Consider the following 16,935-nt stretch of genomic DNA (forward strand, 5'->3'; position numbering starts at 1 on the left):
GGCCGCCGCCCCCATGTCTTCTGATTCCATGCGGAATATCCGCAACTTCTCCATCATCGCGCACGTTGACCACGGCAAGTCGACCCTGGCCGACCGCATCATCCAGCTCTGTGGCGGCCTCGAGGCCCGCGAGATGGAAGCGCAGGTGCTCGACTCCAATCCCATCGAGCGCGAGCGCGGCATCACCATCAAGGCCCAGTCCGTGTCCCTGCCGTACAAGGCCAAGGACGGACAGGTCTACCAGCTCAACTTCATCGACACCCCCGGCCACGTCGACTTCAGCTACGAAGTCAGCCGCTCGCTGGCCGCCTGCGAAGGCGCGCTGCTGGTGGTGGACGCCGCCCAGGGCGTGGAAGCGCAGTCCGTCGCCAACTGCTACACCGCGGTGGAGCAGGGCCTGGAAGTGGTGCCGGTGCTCAACAAGATCGACCTGCCGACGGCCGACATCGAGCGCGCCAAGGCCGAGATCGAGGCCGTCATCGGCATCGACGCCGACGACGCCGTCGCCGTCAGCGCCAAGACGGGCCTCAATGTCGACCTGGTGCTGGAAGCCATCGTCCAGCGCATCCCGCCGCCGACGCCGCGCGACACCGACAAGCTGCAGGCGCTGATCATCGACTCCTGGTTCGACAACTACCTGGGCGTGGTCTCGCTGGTGCGTGTGATGCAGGGCGAGATCGGCCCGAAGAGCAAGATCCTGGTGATGTCCACCGGCCGCACCCACGAGGTGGACAAGGTCGGCGTGTTCACCCCCAAGCGCAAGGAGCTGAAGAAGCTCGGCGCGGGCGAGGTGGGCTGGATCACCGCCTCGATCAAGGACGTGCACGGCGCCCCGGTGGGCGACACCCTGACCCTGGCCGGCGATCCGGCGCCGGGCCCGCTGCCCGGCTTCCAGGAAATGCAGCCGCGCGTGTTCGCCGGCCTGTTCCCGGTCAACGCCGAGGACTACCCGGCCCTGCGCGAGGCACTGGAGAAGCTGCGCCTGAACGACGCCGCGCTGCGGTTCGAACCGGAAAGTTCGGAGGCCATGGGCTTCGGCTTCCGCTGCGGCTTCCTCGGCATGCTGCACATGGAGATCGTGCAGGAGCGTCTGGAGCGCGAGTACGACCTGGACCTGATCACCACTGCGCCTACCGTCGTGTATGAAGTCCTCAAGACCGATGGCACGGTACTTTCGCTGGACAACCCGGCCAAACTGCCGCAGTCCAACCTGATCGACGAGGTGCGAGAGCCCATCATCCGCGCGAACATCCTGACGCCCGAGACCTACATCGGCGCCATCATCAAGCTTTGCGAGGAAAAGCGCGGCGTGCAGATCGGCATCCAGTACCTGGCCAGCCAGGTGCAGATCAGTTACGAGCTGCCGATGGCCGAGGTGGTGCTGGACTTCTTCGACAAGCTGAAGTCGGTCAGCCGCGGCTACGCGTCGCTGGACTATTCGTTCCTGCGCTTCCAGCCCGGCCCGTTCGTGCGCCTGGACACGCTGATCAACGGCGACAAGGTCGATGCGCTCAGCCTGATCGTGCACCGCAGCCACGCCGACCGGCGCGGCCGCGAGCTGTGCGAGAAGATGAAGGACCTGATCCCGCGGCAGATGTTCGACGTGGCCATCCAGGCCGCCGTGGGCTCGCAGATCATCGCGCGCAGCACGGTCAAGGCCATGCGCAAGAACGTGCTGGCCAAATGCTATGGTGGCGACATCACCCGCAAGAAGAAGCTCCTCGAGAAGCAGAAAGAGGGCAAGAAGCGGATGAAGCAGGTGGGCCGCGTGGAGATTCCGCAGGAAGCCTTCCTGGCGGTGCTGCAGGTGGACAGCAAGTAATCCGGTGCAGGGACCGGCGGCGGCAGCGCCGTCGCCGGCCGGCACGTGCAATCCAAAGGACGCTCGATGAGTTTGATGACCTGGTTCGAAACGTTGCTGGTGGTGGCCACGCTGGGCAGCGGCGCGGTGTGGCTGCTGGATGCCCTGTTCTTCGCCAAGCGCCGCAAGGCCAAGGGCGGGCTGCTGGACGAGGAACCGGTGCTGGTCGACTACTCGCGCGCCTTCTTCCCGGTGCTGGCGGTGGTCCTGGTGCTGCGCAGCTTCATCGCCGAGCCGTACAAGATCCCGTCCAGCTCGATGATGCCCAACCTGCTGATCGGCGACTTCATCCTGGTCAACAAGTTCTCCTACGGCCTGCGCCTGCCGATCACCAACCAGAAGTTCGTGGCCATCGGCGAACCGGCGCGCGGCGACGTGGTGGTGTTCAAGCCGCCGCACGACCCCGAGAACAACTGGATCAAGCGGGTGATCGGCCTGCCCGGCGACAAGGTGGGCTTCCATGGCGACACCGTCTACCTGAACGGCCAGCCGCTGAAGTACGAGACCCTGGGCGAGTACGGCGGCGCCGACGGGCGGGCCGAGGCGTTCGGCGCCACCCTGCTGCGCGAGGACCTGCCCGGTCGGCCGCACACCATCCTGGAAAGCGTGGGCTTGCCCCCGCCGGGAGGCGGCGAGGGGGACTGGGTGGTCCCGCCGGGCCACTATTTCGTGATGGGCGACAACCGCGACAACAGCCTGGACGGCCGTTTCTGGGACTACCATTTCCTGCCGGAGCAGAACCTGCGCGGCAAGGCGTTCCTGGTCTGGCTGAACTGCCAGGGCTGGTTCTGCAAGAATGGCTTCGATGCCTCGCGCATCGGCAACGGCATCGAGTAAGCGGTCCAACATCCACGGGGCAAGCACGGGGGAAGCACGATGAAGCGAAACCAGAGTGGCATGACGTTGTTGGGATTCCTGCTGGTACTGGTGGTGGTGGGCTTTGCCGCCTTCATCGCCATGCGGCTGTTCCCGATGTACCAGGAGTTCTACGCGGTCAAATCCTCGCTCAAGGGCGTGGCGGCCGAACCCGGCGTGTCCGACATGGACCCGGCCAAGATCCAGGACCTGTTCTTCCGCCGGCTGTACATCAACTATTCCGAGAGCGTGAAGCCTTCCCACGTGAAGATCGAGCGCATGGACGGTGGCTGGAAGATGAGCGTCAGCTACGAAGTGCGTCGTCCGCTGGTGGGCAACCTGGACGTGATCGGCAAGTTCGACGCGTCCGAGCCGCTGACGCGGCGCGCGCCGGAATAAGGAGTTGGCGGTTGACCGCATCGGCCATGCCTTCGTCGACCAGGGCTTGCTTGCGCAGGCCCTGACGCATCGCAGCGCGGGTGCGCCGCACAACGAGCGGCTGGAGTTCCTGGGCGACGGCGTGGTCAATCTGCTGATCGCCGAGGCGCTGTTCCAGCGCTGGCCCAAGGCGGACGAAGGTGCCCTGACCCGGGCACGGGCCGAACTGGTCCGCGAGGCGTCGTTGGCCACCATCGCGCGCACGCTGCAGTTGGGCGAGCGCCTGACGATGGGTCCGGGCGAAATGAAATCCGGTGGCCATCGCCGCGATTCCATCCTGGCCGATGCGCTGGAAGCGGTGGTCGCGGCCATCTACCTGGACAGCGGCTATGAGGCCTGCCGGGCCGTGGTGCTGCCGTGGTTCGAGACCGCGCTGGCGGCGCTGCCGGTCGGACGGCCCGAAAAGGACGCCAAGACCCGGCTGCAGGAATGGCTGCAGGGACGCCAGCGTCCTTTGCCCGTCTACGAACTGGTGCTGGAAAGCGGCGACGACCACGCCAAGCAGTTCCTCGCCCGGTGCACTACGCTGGACCCCCCGCTGACGGCGGACGGTGAAGGCACTTCCCGTCGCAACGCCGAACAGGCCGCCGCCGCGGCGCTGCTCGAGAAGCTCGACATTTCCAGATGAGTACCCTCCGGTGAGCGATTCCCCTTCCCACCGCAGCGGCAGCGTTGCCGTGATCGGTCGCCCCAACGTGGGCAAGTCCACCCTGACCAACGCCCTGGTGGGCGCCAAGGTCAGCATCACTTCCAACCGGCCGCAGACCACCCGGCACCGCCTGCTCGGCATCGCCACGTTCGCCGCCGGCAAGGACCGGCCGGCGGGGCAGATCGTGCTGGTCGACACCCCCGGCCTGCACAAGCAGCAGGGCAAGTTCTCGGCATCGGCCATGAGCCGGGTGATGAACCGGGCCGCGCGCGGTGCGCTGGAAGAGGTCGATGCCGCGCTGATGGTGGTCGAAGCCGGCCGCTGGGACGAAGAAGACACCCTGGCCTACAACGTGCTGCGCGACGCCGGCATCCCGGTGGTGCTGGTGGTCAACAAGGTCGACCGGCTGAAGGACAAGGCCGCGCTGCTGCCGTTCCTGGCCCAGGTGGGCCAGGAACGCGAATTCGCCGCCGTGCATCCGGTATCGGCGCTCAAGCGCAATGGCCTGGAGGCCCTGGTGAAGGATGTGCTGGGCCTGTTGCCGGAAGCGCCGCCAGCGTTCGGCGAGGACGAAATCACCGACCGCAGCGAGCGCTTCCTCGCCGCCGAATTGGTGCGCGAGCAGCTGATGCGCCAGCTCGGTGCGGAACTGCCGTACGCCACCACGGTCGAGATCGAGCACTTCACCACCGAGGAATCGCCCAAGGGCGAACTGGCCCGTATCGGTGCGGTGATCTGGGTGGAGCGCGAGAGCCAGAAGGCCATCGTGATCGGCAAGGGCGGCGCACGCCTGAAGGACATCGGCAGCAAGGCGCGCCAGCAGATGGAACACCTGTTCGGCCGCAAGGTCTTCCTGGAGACCTGGGTGCGCGTGCGCGAAGGCTGGTCGGACGACGAAACCGCGTTGAAGGCCTTCGGCTACGAATAAGGTGTCGCACCCCTGATGCGCATCACGGGCGAGACCGCCTTCGTCCTGCACACGCGCCCCTGGCGCGAGACCAGCCTGCTGGTCGAAGTGCTGGGCAACGACCACGGGCGCATCGGTCTGGTCGCACGCGGGGTGCAGGGCCCGAAGCGGCATGTGCTGCGTGCCGCGCTGCAGCCCCTGCAGTGCATCCGGCTGGACATCGATCTGCGTGGCGAGCTGGGCCGGCTGGTCGCCGCCGAGGCGCTGGACGCAGCGCCACAGCCGGCCGGGGACGCGATGCTGGCGGCGTTCTACCTCAACGAACTGGTGCTGCGCCTGGCGCCACGGCACGACCCGCTTCCCGCCCTGTTCGAAGCCTATGCGGACGCGCGCGAGGGCCTGCGGCAGCGCGAAGGCCTGGCGTGGACCCTGCGACGCTTCGAGCGCGACCTGCTGGAGGCGCTGGGCGTGGGCTTTGCGCTTGACGAGGACGCCGAGGGCGATCCCATCGATCCTGCGGCACGTTACCGGCTCGATCCCGAGCAGGGGCCGCGCCGCCTGCTCAGCGACCGCGGGCACGACGAGCGGAGTCGGGCCGCGACCGGTCGGGCGTTGCTCGCGCTGGCCCGTGATGTGCGGCCGTCGGCGGACGACCTGGCCAGCCTGCGCCTGCCGCTGCGGTCCGTGCTGGCGCACCACCTGGGCCCGCGCGGGCTGAAGTCGTGGGAAATGATCGGCGACCTGGGCCGGCTGAAGCGCGCGGGCCCGTCGGCCCGGTAGGGCTCAGGACGCGGGCGCGAGCAGGCGTGCGCAGGCCGCAGCGAAGGCCGCGCGAAGGTCCCGATCCGCCGGCGCGGCGTGCCAGCGCGAGGCGATCGCCGCCAACGCGGTTGCACCCGCGAAACCGCAGCTGGCCTGCAGCCGATGCAACTGGGCGCGCAGCGCGGCAGGGTCGCTGCGGTCGAAGGCCGCCAGGCAGGCGCTGCGGGTGGTGGGCAGTTCGGACAGGAACAGCTGCCGCACGCTCGTCACGTGCTCCGCGTTGCCGGCCAGCGCCGTCAGCGCCGCACGATCATCCCAGTCGGCAGCGTCGTGGGGCTCGTCACTCCCGCCACGCAGGGCAGCGCGCAGCGCATCAACCAGCGCCTGTGTCGACAGCGGTTTGACCAGGACTTCGGCGAAGCCCGCCCGCAGTAGCGCGTCGCGCGTGGCCGCCGTGGCGTCGGCGGTGTGCGCCAGTGCGCTGGCGGCCGCACCGGTCTCACGCAGGTGCTGCAGCAGCCAGGTGCCGCTGCCATCCGGCAGGTTGGCGTCGATCAGCCAGGCGTCGAACGGTCCGCTCGCCGCCAGCGCCTGTGCGCAGTCCTCCGCGACATGCACCCGTGCCGGCAGTGTCGCCAGCGCGGCCGACAGGAAGGCCGCACTGATGCGATCGTCTTCCACCAACAGGATCGAGGGCATCGTGCCGGGAGCGGAGTTCATGGCGGGGCTTCCTGCGGATCGGGGCCATTCTAGCCTCGGAGTGCCATTCGGCCGCCATGCGACAATACGGCCCCTTCCGACTCACGCAGCCTGACGCCACGTGGCACGCACCCGTTCCCCCCGCATCGACAAGACCCCCTTCGAAGCCATCATCACCGACCTGACCCACGACGGCCGCGGCGTCGCCCGCCGCGATGGCAAGGCGGTGTTCGTGTCGGGGGCGCTGCCGGGCGAGCGCGTGATGGCCGAGCAGACCGCGAAGAACCGCCACTTCGACGAGGCCAGGACGCTGGACGTGCTGGAGGCCTCGCCCGACCGCGTCGCGCCGCGCTGCCCGCATTTCGGCACCTGCGGCGGTTGCGTCCTGCAGCACATGGACGAGACGCGGCAGATCGAAGCCAAGCAGCGCGTGCTGATGGAGAACCTGGAGCGCATCGGCCATGTGTCGCCGACGTCCGTGCTGCCGCCGCTGACCGGCGCCAGCTGGGGCTATCGTCGGAAGGGGCGTTTCTCGGTGCGCCGGGTCAACAAGAAGGACAGGACCCTAGTCGGTTTCCGTGAACAGGACCCGCGCTTCGTCGCCGACCTGTCCGAATGCCACACGGTCATTCCGGAGATCGGCGGCAAGGTGGCGCAGCTGGCCGCCCTGGTCGAAAGCCTGGACGCGCGCGAGCACATCCCGCAGATCGAATTCATCGCCGGCGACGCGGGCGAAGATTTCAGCGGCGTCGCGCTGGTGTTCCGCCACCTGCAGCCGCTGAGCGACGGTGACCGCGCCAGGCTGGCCGCATTCGGCCAGGCCAGCGCTTTCGCCATTTTCCTGCAGCCGGGTGGCGTGGAAAGCGTCCACGCGCTGTGGCCCGATGCACCGCAACTGGCGTTCGCACTGGCGCCCTGGGACGTGTCGCTGGCGTTCCGGCCGCTGGATTTCATCCAGGTCAACGCCGCGCTCAACGAGAAGATGATCGCGCGCACGTTCGAGCTGCTCGATCCGCAACCACAAGACCGTGTGCTGGACCTGTTCTGCGGCCTGGGCAACTTCACCCTGCCGATGGCGCGCCTGGTGGGCGAGGTGGTCGGCGTGGAGGGCGAGGCCGGGCTGGTGGCGCGCGCCCGCGAGAACGCGCAGCGCAACGGCCTGTCGAACGCGCAGTTCCATGCCGCGGACCTGACCCAGGACCAGCGCGGCACGGCGTGGATGCGTCAGGGCTTCGACAAGCTGCTGCTGGATCCGCCGCGCTCGGGCGCCATCGAAGTGCTGCAGCAGCTGCCGCTGAAACAGTTCGACCGCATCGTGTACGTCAGCTGCCACCCCGGCTCGCTGGCGCGCGATGCCGGCTACCTGGTCAACGAGCAGGGATACGTGCTGGTGTCGGCGGGCGTGATGGACATGTTCCCGCATACGGCGCACGTGGAGTCCATTGCCCTGTTCGAGAGGCGCTGATGGGCATCGAAATCGAGCGCAAGTTCCTGGTTGCCGGCGACGGCTGGCGCGCGGCCGCGCACGCGGTCGTGCCCATGGCGCAGGGGTACATCAACGACATGGGCGCGATGGACCGCGGCGAGCAGAAGGCCTCGGTGCGGATACGCATCCAGGGCGACGAAGCATTCCTCAACCTGAAGTCGCGCGAGCTGGGCCACACCCGCCAGGAATTCGACTACCGCATTCCGGTGGACGATGCGCGCGCGTTGCTGGCGCTGTGCGTGGGTGGGTTGGTGGACAAGCGGCGGCATCTGGTCCGGCACGGCGGCCACCTGTGGGAAGTGGATGAGTTCCTGGGCGACAACACCGGCCTGGTGGTCGCCGAGATCGAACTGGACCATGCCGACGCGGCATTCGAGCGGCCGGACTGGCTGGGAAGCGAAGTGACCGACGATCCGCGCTACTACAACCTGGCGCTGGCCAGCCATCCGTACACGCGCTGGGCCAGGTGATCGCGTATCGCACGGGCGCATCCGTGCGGGAGGGTGGTGCGTAGGAGGCGGTAAACCGCTGCCACACCCGCCATGCGCCGCAAGTCCGACCTGCCCAGCAAGCCCTGCCGCACCTGCGGTCGCCCGTTCACCTGGCGCCGCAAGTGGCGCGATATCTGGGATGAGGTGGCGCATTGTTCGGAACGCTGCCGACGGCAGCGGAGCCAGCGGAAGTGACGCCCTCGGAACACGGGCGGAGCGCGCCGCCCGCCCATACGCTCCGCCTGATCCTCGGCGACCAGCTGGACCCGCAGCATCCCTGGTTCGCTCGGGTGGATCCCGGCGTCCTGCACGTGATGATGGAGATGCGGCAGGAAACCGACTACGTGCTGCACCACGCACAGAAGATCCTGGCGATCTTCGCGGCCATGCGTGCCTTCGCCGCCCGCCTGCGCGCGCAGGGTCACCGGGTCCGCTATGTCGCCATCGACGACCCCAGCAACCGCCAACGGCTGACGGAGAACCTGGACGCGCTGCTCACGCTCCACGGCGCCTCGACGTTCGCCTACCAGCCCGCCGACGAGTGGCGACTGGACACGCAATTGCGCGACTGGACGGTCACGCTTCCCATCGCGGTGGAACGCGCGGCGGACGCGCACTTCCTTGCCGCGCGCGACGAGGCGGGTCGGCTGTTCGGTGCACGCCGGCAATGGCGCATGGAAACCTTCTACCGCCACATGCGACGCCGGCTGGGCGTGTTGCTGGAACCCGACGGGACGCCGGCCGGCGGACGCTGGAACTTCGACCAGGACAACCGTGCGGCTTGGCCCGGCACGCCGCCTGCGCCCGCGGACTGGCGCAGGCCACACGATCACCGCGCCCTGTGGCGCACCATCGAAGGCGCGGGCGTGGCCAGCTTCGGCGCTCCGCAGGCCGATGCGCTGCGCTGGCCGCTGGACCGCGACGAGGCGCTGGCCGATCTGGACGCCTTCGTCGAACAGGCATTGCCCTGGTTCGGCCAGTACCAGGATGCGATGAGCACCCAGGCGCCGCGCCTGTTCCATTCGCTGCTCTCGTTCGCCCTGAACACCAAGATGCTGCATCCGGCCGAGGTGATCGCGCGCGCCGAGGCGGCATGGCGTGCGGGACATGCGCCACTGCCCGCGGTGGAGGGCTTCATCCGCCAGATCCTGGGGTGGCGCGAATACGTCCGCGGCGTGTACTGGGCGCAGATGCCCGGCTACGTGGCGCTCAATCACTTCGGCCACGACACGCCCTTGCCGGACTGGTTCTGGACCGGCCGCGTGCGCATGCGCTGCCTGGCCGATGCCATCGGACAGTCGTTGGCGCAGGCGCATGCGCACCACATCCAGCGCCTGATGGTGATCGGCAATTTCTCGCTGCTGGCCGGCCTGGATCCGCAGGCGCTGCATCGCTGGTACCTGGGCGTGTACATCGATGCGTTCGAGTGGGTCGAGCTGCCCAACACGCTGGGAATGAGCCAGTTCGCCGATGGCGGACGGCTGGCCAGCAAGCCCTACGTCAGTGGCAGCGCCTATCTGCATCGCATGAGCGACTACTGCAACGGTTGTCCTTACGACCGCCGGCAGCGCACGGGCGCGCGCGCCTGTCCGTTCAATGCCCTGTACTGGGACTTCCTGGACCGGCACCGGGTCGTCCTGCAAAGCAATCCCCGCATGGCGCTGGCCTACCGCCAGCTGGCGCGGATGGACGGCGCCGCGCGCGAGGCGCTGTCGGCGCAGGCTCGGCAGGTCCGCGGCATGCTGGAAGACCTGTGAGGCCGCACGCCGGCGCTGGCGCGTGAACGCCCGCATCTGACGGCTGCGCGGGCTTCTGCGACAATGCCGGCTCCGCGCCCCTTGGCGCCGCTTCGAGGCTTTCCCCGCAATGCTCGTCATCGGCATCGCCGGCACCGAACTCACCGCGCAGGAGCGCGACTGGCTGCAGCACGACGCTGTGGCCGGCGTCATCCTGTTCACCCGCAACTTCGCCTCGCGTAGCCAGGTGGCCGAGCTGTCGCAGGCCATCCGCGCTGCCGCGCCGCGCCCGCAGCTGGTCTGCGTGGACCAGGAAGGCGGGCGCGTGCAGCGCTTCCGCGACGGCTACAGCGATCTGCCCGCCCTGGAGAGCTTCGGCAAGCTGTATGCGCAGGATCCGACGCTGGCCCTGCAGCGTGCCGAAGAGCACGCCTGGCTGATGGCCAGCGAGATCATCGCCAGCGGCGTGGACCTGAGCTTCGCCCCGGTCGTGGACCTGGCCCGCGGTAACCGCGCGATCGGTAACCGTGCGTTCGACGCCGATCCGCACGTGGTCGCTGACTTCACGCGCGCCTACGTGCGCGGCATGCACAGCGCCGGCATGGCGGCGACGCTGAAGCATTTCCCCGGCCACGGCACCGTGCTGGAAGACACCCATTTCGACGATGCCGTCGATCCGCGCCCGCTCGACGTGTTGCGTGCCGAGGACCTGGTGCCGTTCGTGGCGGGCATCGAGGCCAAGGCCGACGCCGTGATGATGGGGCACGTGAAATACCCCGCCATCGCCCCGGAGCCGGCCGGCTATTCGCCGTTCTGGATCCAGAAGATCCTGCGCGAGGAAATGGGTTTCCGCGGCGTGGTGTTCTCCGACGACATCGGCATGGCCGCGGCGTTCTCCGCCGGTGGCGTGAAGCAGCGCATCCACGACCATCTGGATGCGGGCTGTGATGTGGTGCTGGTCTGCTCGCCCAAGCTGGTCGAGGAATCGCTGAAGGCGGTGGAAGGCCGCGCGTTGAACACGGCCGCCGTGCTGGGCGTGCTGGGACGGGGCGCGCTGGGATGGGATGGGTTGATCGCGGATGCGCGCTACGGCCAGACGCAGTCGCGCGTGATCGAAAGTCTGAAAGGAGTGGCTTGATGGAATCGCTGGGCAATCCGCGGCCGAAGCTGGCCGATGCGCTGGCCAACGCCGACCTGATGGTCGATCGCGCGACGATCGACCGTACCATCGCGCAGATGGCCGCGCCCATCGCGCGCGACTACGCCGGTGAGGTGCCGGTCTACCTGACCATCATGCACGGTGCGCTGCCGTTCGCCGGCCAGCTGGCGCTGGAACTGGGCGCGCGCGGCCTGGACCTGGAGTTCGACTACCTGCACGCCACCCGTTACCGCGGCGAGACCACCGGCGGCGAACTGGTGTGGAAGCACCGACCGGCGACCGCGCTGTACGGCCGCCGCGTGCTGCTGGTGGACGACATCCTGGATGAAGGCCATACGCTGCTGGCGGTGAAGCAGTGGTGCCTGGAGCAGGGCGCCACCGACGTGCGGATCGCTGCGCTGACCACCAAGCAGCACGACCGCTGCGTGGAGGGCATCAGTGCCGATTACGTGGGCATGCAGGTCCCCGACCGCTATGTGTTCGGTTTCGGCATGGACTACCACGAGCAGGGACGCAACCTGCCGGGCATCTACGCGCTGAAGGACTGAGCCATGGCCGACATCGCGCTTGCCGTCATCGGCGGCACCGGCGTCTACCGGCTGGCCGACCTGCAGGACGTGGAGACGCGGGTGCTGGACACGCGCTTCGGCGCGCCTTCCGGACCGGTCCGCATCGGCACGCTCGAAGGCCGGCGCGTGGCGTTCCTGGCCCGTCATGGCGAGGGGCATTCGGTACCCCCGCACCAGGTCAACTACCGCGCCAACCTGCAGGTCCTGAAGGACATCGGCGCCACCCGCGTGCTGGCGCTCAACACCGTGGGCGGCATCACCGATGCCTACGGCCCGCGCGTGCTGGCCTGTCCCGACCAGCTGATCGACTACACCTGGGGCCGTATCTCGACGATCTGCGAAGAACCGGGCAGCGACGTTCTGCATGTCGATTTCGGTGATCCCTACACGCATTTACTTCGCCGGCACGTGGTGGACGCGGCGCGCGCCTGCGGCGTGGAACTGGTCGATGGCGGCTGCTATGGCGCCACCCAGGGGCCGCGGCTGGAGACGCGTGCGGAGATCCGCCGGATGCGACGCGACGGCTGCGATCTGGTCGGCATGACAGGCATGCCGGAGGCGGGCCTGGCCCGCGAAATGGGCCTGGAATACGCATGCCTGGCCATCGTCGCCAACTGGGCGGCGGGCTGCGGAGCGGACGAGGAGATCACCATGGATGAGGTGCTGGCGAACGTCGCTGCGGCCTCGGCCGGTATCCCGGCCTTGATCGCCACGGTGGCGCGAGGGTGATTGTCAACGCGCGCCAGCCTTTGCATACTCGGCCGGTGTGACCTCCCGTCACACACACCACCCGCATCCAGAAAAGGAAATACAAGCGCTATGCCGTACGGTACCGTGAAATGGTTCAACGATGCCAAGGGCTTCGGATTCATCGCGCCAGAAGATGGCAGCGCCGATGTCTTTGCGCACCACACCGCCATCAATGCCAAGGGCTTCCGCAGCCTGCAGGAAGGCCAGCGCGTCAGCTACGAGCTGACCCAGGGCCCGAAGGGCGCACAGGCGTCCAACATCACGCCGGCCGCCTGATCCAAGACGATTTTCTTGAACCCCGCTCCGGCGGGGTTTTTTAACGCCTGCATTCCGGACCCCTGCGCCGGCGCTACAGAGAAGTCGCCTGAGTGAAACCGCTGCACATCGCCATCGTCGGTTACGGCACCGCCGGCCAGGCCGCCGCGCTGCTGCTCGCGCGCGACGGACACCGGGTGGAGGTCTTCGAACGTGCGCCGGAACCGGGTCCGGTCGGCGCGGGTTTCCTGCTGCAGCCGACCGGCCTGCAGGTGCTGTGGGAACTGGGCCTGTTGCCCGACGTGCTGGCGCATGGCCGACGGGTCAATCGCCTGTACGGCGAAACGCCGTGCGGTCGCGCCGTGATGGACATGCGGTACAGCGGTCTGGATGCGCGCCTGTTCGGCCTGGGCATGCAGCGTGGCGCGTTGTTCACGCTGCTGGCGGATGCGTGGGCGGGGCAGGGTGTGCTCCACCCCGGCCACGCGATCGACGCCATCAGCGACGACACCCGCCTCATCCGCGATCCGCACGGCCGCTGGCACGGTCCGTTCGACCTGGTGGTCGCAGCGGACGGATCGGCCTCGCGCCTGCGCGGCGCCACCGGCGCGGTGAAGCGCGAGGCGATGTATCCCTGGGGCGCGCTTTGGCGTCTGGTGCCGCAGGGCGACTGGGCTTGGGACGACGAACTGCGGCAACGCTACGTCGCCGCGCGCAAGATGATCGGCCTGCTGCCGGTAGGTACGCGCCCCGGCGACGACACGCCGCGTCTGAGCTTCTTCTGGAGTCTGCCCGTTGCCGACTTCGATGGCTGGCGTGCGCGCGGACTGCCGGCATGGCGCGACGAGATCGCCCGCCTGTGGCCCGAGGCGGATGCCCGTCTGGCCGATACGGTCGACCCGGACCAGTTGGCGCGCGCCAGCTATCGCGACGTCACCCTGCGTCACTGGCATCGCGATCGTCTGGTCGTGCTGGGCGACGCCGCGCATGGCATGAGCCCGCAGCTGGGGCAGGGCGTCAACATGGCGCTGATGGATGCGATGGCCCTGCGCGACGCACTGCGCCTGCAGGCCGATGTCGCTTCGGCCCTGCAGGCCTACCAGCGACAACGCCAGGCCCATGTCGGCGTCTACCAGTTCTGGAGCCGCTGGCTGACACCGATCTTCCAGTCCGATCTCGACTGGGTCGCGCATGGGCGCGATGTCGCCTTCCTGCCTGCGGGCCGTCTGCCCGGCGGGCGCGGCCACATGCTGCGCGTGCTCAGCGGCACCCAGCACGGTTTCCTCGGCACGCTGGCGCTGAAGCCGGACTTCATGCGGGCGCTCGACGGCATCCGCGCTCCCGCATCGGGAAAGATGTAACCCGCGGCGCGAGAAGCGCTCACGTTCGCCAAGGGGATCGCGGTGCGGGTGCCGGCCGCAGGCGCCGCGGAATTGCGCGAGAATCGGCCGGACGCGCAGCGGGAGCCGGTGATGGACGACCTACCTTCTTTCGAAACCCATCGGGTCGACAACCAGCCGCCTCCGTTCGAGCCGCGCGACCTGTGGGCGGACGACCTGGCGCTGCGCGAGGCGGTCGCGGGCGAGGGCGTTTCCGCCTTCGCATCGCGGCTCGCGGCTTACGGTGCACTGGCCGGCGATGAACTCTATCGGCTGGGCTTCGATGCCAATCGCGACCGGCCGCGCCTGCGCACCCACGACCGCCATGGCCGGCGCATCGACACGGTCGAATTCCATCCCGCTTACCATCGCCTGATGGAGGCCGCGAAGGCGCATGGGGTGGCGGGGCTGCCGTGGCACGAACCCGGACCTGGCGCGCACGTCGCGCGCGCGGCGCTGAGCTACCTGCATCACCAGGCCGAAGCCGGCACCAGTTGCCCCCTGACGATGACGCATGCCGCGGTGCCGGTCCTGCAGCGCGAGCCGCGTCTGGCCCACTGGGCGGCAAAGGCCGCCGCACCGCACTACGATCCGCGCGACATCCCCATCGCCGACAAGGCCGGCATCACCCTGGGCATGGGCATGACCGAGAAGCAGGGCGGGTCCGACGTGCGCGCCAACACCACCACGGCCACGCCGCGTGGCGATGCCTATGCATTGGTCGGGCACAAGTGGTTCTTCTCCGCGCCGATGTGCGACGGTTTCCTGGTGCTGGCGCAGGCGCCGGCTGGGCTGAGCTGCTTCCTGATGCCCCGGCGCCTGGACGATGGGGACCGGAACGCATTCCGGCTGATGCGGCTGAAGGACAAGCTGGGCGACGGGTCGAACGCCTCCAGCGAGGTCGAGTTCACCGGTGCGCATGCCTGGCGCGTCGGCGAGGAGGGCCGGGGCGTGGCGACCATCATCGAGATGGTCATGCTGACGCGCCTGGACTGCATGCTGGGCTCGGCGGCGGAGATGCGCATGGCGCTGGCGCAGGCATTGCACCATGCGCACCATCGCCGCGCGTTCGGCAAGCCCTTGGTCGCGCATGCCCTGATGCGCAACGTGCTGGCGGACCTGGCGCTGGAGGCGGAGGCGGCGCTGGTGTTCGCGCTGCGCGTGGCGCGCGCGGTGGACGCGGCCCCGCATGACGCGGGCGAGGCGGCATTCGCCCGCATCGCCACCGCCGCCGGCAAGTACTGGATCTGCAAGCGCGCCCCGGCCTTCGTCAACGAGGCGCAGGAATGCTTGGGCGGCGCGGGGTACGTGGAGGAATCCATCCTGCCGCGGCTGTACCGGCAGGCGCCGCTCAATTCGATCTGGGAAGGCAGCGGCAACATCCAGTGCCTCGATGTGCTGCGCACGCTGGCGCGCGAACCCGGCGTGCTCGGTGTGGTCGACCGCGAACTCGCGTCCGCGGCGGGGACGGACGCGGCTTACGATGCCTTTGTCGACAGGCTGCGTGCGGCGTTGGCAGCCACCGGAGAGGCCGGCGCACGCCGGCTGGTCGAGCGCCTGGCATTGGCGCTGCAGGCCGCGGTGCTGCTACGCGCGGGCAGCCCCGTGGCACCGTTGTTCGTGCGCAGCCGGCTGGCGGGCGAACATGGCCTGGCGTTCGGGACGCTGCCGGAAGACGCGGACGTGGAGCCTGTGCTTGCACGGGCATGGCCGGCATGAGGCGCTGGCTGCCCATCCTGCTGACCACCTTGGGCATCACGGCGCAGGCGCAAGCGCCCCGCGAGCCACCGCCTCCATTGCTGCCTGCCGCCCAGCAGGCGGATGCGATCCATGTGTACAAGGCGCAGCGCCGCATGGACCTGCTGCGCGGCGACCAGGTGATCGCCACCTACCGCATCGTGCTGGGCGGCGCCCCGATCGGGCACAAGCGCGAGCAGGGCGACCAGCGTACCCCGGAGGGCGATTACCGCATCACCTACCGCAATGCACGCAGCCGCTTCCACCTGTCGCTGCGCATTTCCTACCCCAACGACACCGACCGCCGGCAGGCGCTGGCGCGCGGCGTCGATCCGGGCGGCGACATCATGATCCACGGCGCCACGCCGCCCGGTTCGCGCGTCGACTGGACGGAAGGCTGCATCGCGGTGACCAACGACGAGATGGACGCGATCTGGCAACGGGTTCCTGTCGGAACGCCGATCCGCATCGCGCCCTGAGAGCGTTCAGCGCGGCGCGGAGCGGGAGGCGAGGGCGCGCGAGCCGGTGATGATCAGGCGGACCATTTCCGACAGCTGGTCGATCAGTTCGGGATCCTTCGCCCGCGGCAGGTCCATGGCGGTGGCGCCCATCGCGAACACCAGCCGGGTGATCGCCTTGGAGACGATCGCGGGCTCGTGGAGCGGGGCGTTGTCGCGTGCGGCCAGCCGCACCAGATCCAGGCACAGCTCCTCTTCGAAGAACTGCAGCTCGCGTTCCACCGCGTGCTTGAACGCGTCCGAGCCCACGTTGCCTTCCCGCAGCAGCACGTGGAGCAGCTTGTCGTCGGCGCGCAGCTGTTCGATGAAGGCTTCCACCGAACCGCGCACCACGCTGCGGTCGGTGCTGGCGGCGCGATGGCGCGCCTCGCCGATGATCTTGCGCAATGAACGGCCCGCCAGGTCGATCAGGGCCACCGCAAGTTCGTCCATGTCGCGGAACTGGCGATAGAAGCTGTTCGGCGCGATGCCGGCTTCGCGGGCGACCTCGCGCAGGCTGAGCGTGGAAACGCTGCGATGGGGGCCGACCAGTTTCAGGGCGGCCGCCAGCAGGTCCTCGCGGGAAATCGAGGCCTTGCGGCCAGGGCCGTGGTCGTCGGGGTGCAGCGGTTGCGGGGATGAGGTCACGCGTGCGGGCCCGACATACGGAGTGGTAGGGCCATCATAGCCCCGTAAATTAATATA

The 16,935-nt window shown here is 68.8% G+C and carries 19 protein-coding genes; 17 read left to right on the plus strand and 2 right to left on the minus strand.

Annotated features, from left to right (window positions below):
- Positions 1–13: 13 nt before the first annotated feature.
- The 6 genes from lepA to recO all read left to right on the plus strand — a co-directional run bounded on the left by lepA (position 14) and on the right by recO (position 5,490).
- Complete coding sequence (gene lepA / locus IAE60_RS10610; protein ID WP_238394956.1) at positions 14–1,822, plus strand: translation elongation factor 4; 1,809 nt, start codon at positions 14–16, stop codon at positions 1,820–1,822.
- Between the two features lie 75 nt (positions 1,823–1,897).
- Positions 1,898–2,698 (plus strand): signal peptidase I, encoded by an 801-nt coding sequence (gene lepB / locus IAE60_RS10615; protein ID WP_187572212.1) that lies wholly within the window; start codon positions 1,898–1,900, stop codon positions 2,696–2,698.
- A gap of 39 nt (positions 2,699–2,737) precedes the next feature.
- Positions 2,738–3,115, plus strand: coding sequence for a DUF4845 domain-containing protein (locus IAE60_RS10620; protein ID WP_187572213.1), 378 nt, complete (start codon positions 2,738–2,740; stop codon positions 3,113–3,115).
- Between the two features lie 4 nt (positions 3,116–3,119).
- The gene (gene rnc, locus IAE60_RS10625; protein WP_187572214.1) at positions 3,120–3,782 is read left to right on the plus strand and encodes a ribonuclease III; all 663 of its coding nucleotides are present in this window, start codon (positions 3,120–3,122) and stop codon (positions 3,780–3,782) included.
- A gap of 10 nt (positions 3,783–3,792) precedes the next feature.
- Positions 3,793–4,731 carry a GTPase Era gene (era, locus tag IAE60_RS10630; protein ID WP_187572215.1) on the plus strand — a complete coding sequence of 313 codons (939 nt, stop codon included), beginning with the start codon at positions 3,793–3,795 and terminating at the stop codon, positions 4,729–4,731.
- A 15-nt stretch (positions 4,732–4,746) separates the two neighbouring features.
- Positions 4,747–5,490: a DNA repair protein RecO gene (recO, locus tag IAE60_RS10635; protein ID WP_187572216.1), complete on the plus strand. Its 744-nt coding sequence runs from the start codon at positions 4,747–4,749 to the stop codon at positions 5,488–5,490.
- Positions 5,491–5,493: 3 nt separating this feature from the next.
- Here recO and IAE60_RS10640 read toward each other — a convergent pair whose 3' ends face one another.
- Entirely contained in the window at positions 5,494–6,192 is a 699-nt protein-coding gene (locus IAE60_RS10640) for a response regulator (protein WP_187572217.1), read from the minus strand.
- Positions 6,193–6,292: 100 nt separating this feature from the next.
- Here IAE60_RS10640 and rlmD point away from each other — a divergent pair, with 100 nt between their 5' ends.
- From rlmD to IAE60_RS10695, 11 genes are all read left to right on the plus strand, one after another.
- The gene (rlmD, locus tag IAE60_RS10645; RefSeq protein ID WP_187572218.1) at positions 6,293–7,636 is read left to right on the plus strand and encodes a 23S rRNA (uracil(1939)-C(5))-methyltransferase RlmD; all 1,344 of its coding nucleotides are present in this window, start codon (positions 6,293–6,295) and stop codon (positions 7,634–7,636) included.
- Positions 7,636–8,127, plus strand: a complete 492-nt coding sequence (locus tag IAE60_RS10650; RefSeq protein ID WP_187572219.1) for a CYTH domain-containing protein — start codon at positions 7,636–7,638, stop codon at positions 8,125–8,127. The genes rlmD and IAE60_RS10650 overlap by 1 nt, the downstream gene beginning before the upstream one ends.
- A 72-nt stretch (positions 8,128–8,199) precedes the next feature.
- A complete protein-coding gene (locus IAE60_RS10655; RefSeq protein ID WP_187572220.1) occupies positions 8,200–8,343 on the plus strand; it encodes a DUF2256 domain-containing protein in 144 nt (47 codons plus the stop codon).
- Positions 8,340–9,905 (plus strand): cryptochrome/photolyase family protein, encoded by a 1,566-nt coding sequence (locus tag IAE60_RS10660; RefSeq protein WP_187572221.1) that lies wholly within the window; start codon positions 8,340–8,342, stop codon positions 9,903–9,905. Before IAE60_RS10655 ends, IAE60_RS10660 begins: the two co-directional genes overlap by 4 nt.
- Before the next feature lie 109 nt (positions 9,906–10,014).
- A complete protein-coding gene (nagZ, locus tag IAE60_RS10665) occupies positions 10,015–11,022 on the plus strand; it encodes a beta-N-acetylhexosaminidase (protein ID WP_187572222.1) in 1,008 nt (335 codons plus the stop codon).
- The gene (locus IAE60_RS10670; protein WP_187572223.1) at positions 11,022–11,591 is read left to right on the plus strand and encodes a hypoxanthine-guanine phosphoribosyltransferase; all 570 of its coding nucleotides are present in this window, start codon (positions 11,022–11,024) and stop codon (positions 11,589–11,591) included. The genes nagZ and IAE60_RS10670 overlap by 1 nt, the downstream gene beginning before the upstream one ends.
- 3 nt (positions 11,592–11,594) lie before the next feature.
- The gene (locus tag IAE60_RS10675) at positions 11,595–12,341 is read left to right on the plus strand and encodes an S-methyl-5'-thioinosine phosphorylase (RefSeq protein ID WP_187572224.1); all 747 of its coding nucleotides are present in this window, start codon (positions 11,595–11,597) and stop codon (positions 12,339–12,341) included.
- 90 nt (positions 12,342–12,431) lie between these two features.
- Positions 12,432–12,638, plus strand: a complete 207-nt coding sequence (locus IAE60_RS10680; RefSeq protein ID WP_162110185.1) for a cold-shock protein — start codon at positions 12,432–12,434, stop codon at positions 12,636–12,638.
- Positions 12,639–12,730: 92 nt separating this feature from the next.
- Positions 12,731–13,978 carry an FAD-dependent oxidoreductase gene (locus IAE60_RS10685; RefSeq protein ID WP_244966551.1) on the plus strand — a complete coding sequence of 416 codons (1,248 nt, stop codon included), beginning with the start codon at positions 12,731–12,733 and terminating at the stop codon, positions 13,976–13,978.
- Between the two features lie 111 nt (positions 13,979–14,089).
- Positions 14,090–15,715, plus strand: a complete 1,626-nt coding sequence (locus IAE60_RS10690; RefSeq protein WP_187572225.1) for an acyl-CoA dehydrogenase family protein — start codon at positions 14,090–14,092, stop codon at positions 15,713–15,715.
- Positions 15,712–16,212 (plus strand): L,D-transpeptidase family protein, encoded by a 501-nt coding sequence (locus tag IAE60_RS10695; protein WP_185895804.1) that lies wholly within the window; start codon positions 15,712–15,714, stop codon positions 16,210–16,212. The genes IAE60_RS10690 and IAE60_RS10695 overlap by 4 nt, the downstream gene beginning before the upstream one ends.
- A gap of 6 nt (positions 16,213–16,218) precedes the next feature.
- On the opposite strand, the gene fabR is transcribed toward IAE60_RS10695, so the two are convergent.
- Entirely contained in the window at positions 16,219–16,878 is a 660-nt protein-coding gene (gene fabR / locus IAE60_RS10700) for an HTH-type transcriptional repressor FabR (protein WP_374501176.1), read from the minus strand.
- Positions 16,879–16,935: the final 57 nt, after the last annotated feature.

The organism is Pseudoxanthomonas mexicana (assembly GCF_014397415.1).
GTDB lineage: Bacteria > Pseudomonadota > Gammaproteobacteria > Xanthomonadales > Xanthomonadaceae > Pseudoxanthomonas_A > Pseudoxanthomonas_A mexicana.

Excerpts from the sequence above, each read along its gene's own strand:
- nagZ (WP_187572222.1), top strand. The coding sequence starts at position 10,015 with ATGCTCGTCATCGGCATCGCCGGCACCGAACTCACCGCGCAGGAGCGC.
- IAE60_RS10675 (WP_187572224.1), top strand. The coding sequence starts at position 11,595 with ATGGCCGACATCGCGCTTGCCGTCATCGGCGGCACCGGCGTCTACCGG.
- lepA (WP_238394956.1), top strand. The coding sequence starts at position 14 with ATGTCTTCTGATTCCATGCGGAATATCCGCAACTTCTCCATCATCGCG.
- IAE60_RS10650 (WP_187572219.1), top strand. The coding sequence starts at position 7,636 with ATGGGCATCGAAATCGAGCGCAAGTTCCTGGTTGCCGGCGACGGCTGG.
- IAE60_RS10680 (WP_162110185.1), top strand. The coding sequence starts at position 12,432 with ATGCCGTACGGTACCGTGAAATGGTTCAACGATGCCAAGGGCTTCGGA.
- IAE60_RS10670 (WP_187572223.1), top strand. The coding sequence starts at position 11,022 with ATGGAATCGCTGGGCAATCCGCGGCCGAAGCTGGCCGATGCGCTGGCC.
- lepB (WP_187572212.1), top strand. The coding sequence starts at position 1,898 with ATGACCTGGTTCGAAACGTTGCTGGTGGTGGCCACGCTGGGCAGCGGC.
- IAE60_RS10695 (WP_185895804.1), top strand. The coding sequence starts at position 15,712 with ATGAGGCGCTGGCTGCCCATCCTGCTGACCACCTTGGGCATCACGGCG.
- IAE60_RS10655 (WP_187572220.1), top strand. The coding sequence starts at position 8,200 with ATGCGCCGCAAGTCCGACCTGCCCAGCAAGCCCTGCCGCACCTGCGGT.
- IAE60_RS10620 (WP_187572213.1), top strand. The coding sequence starts at position 2,738 with ATGAAGCGAAACCAGAGTGGCATGACGTTGTTGGGATTCCTGCTGGTA.
- IAE60_RS10690 (WP_187572225.1), top strand. The coding sequence starts at position 14,090 with ATGGACGACCTACCTTCTTTCGAAACCCATCGGGTCGACAACCAGCCG.
- recO (WP_187572216.1), top strand. The coding sequence starts at position 4,747 with ATGCGCATCACGGGCGAGACCGCCTTCGTCCTGCACACGCGCCCCTGG.
- IAE60_RS10640 (WP_187572217.1), bottom strand. The coding sequence starts at position 6,192 with ATGAACTCCGCTCCCGGCACGATGCCCTCGATCCTGTTGGTGGAAGAC.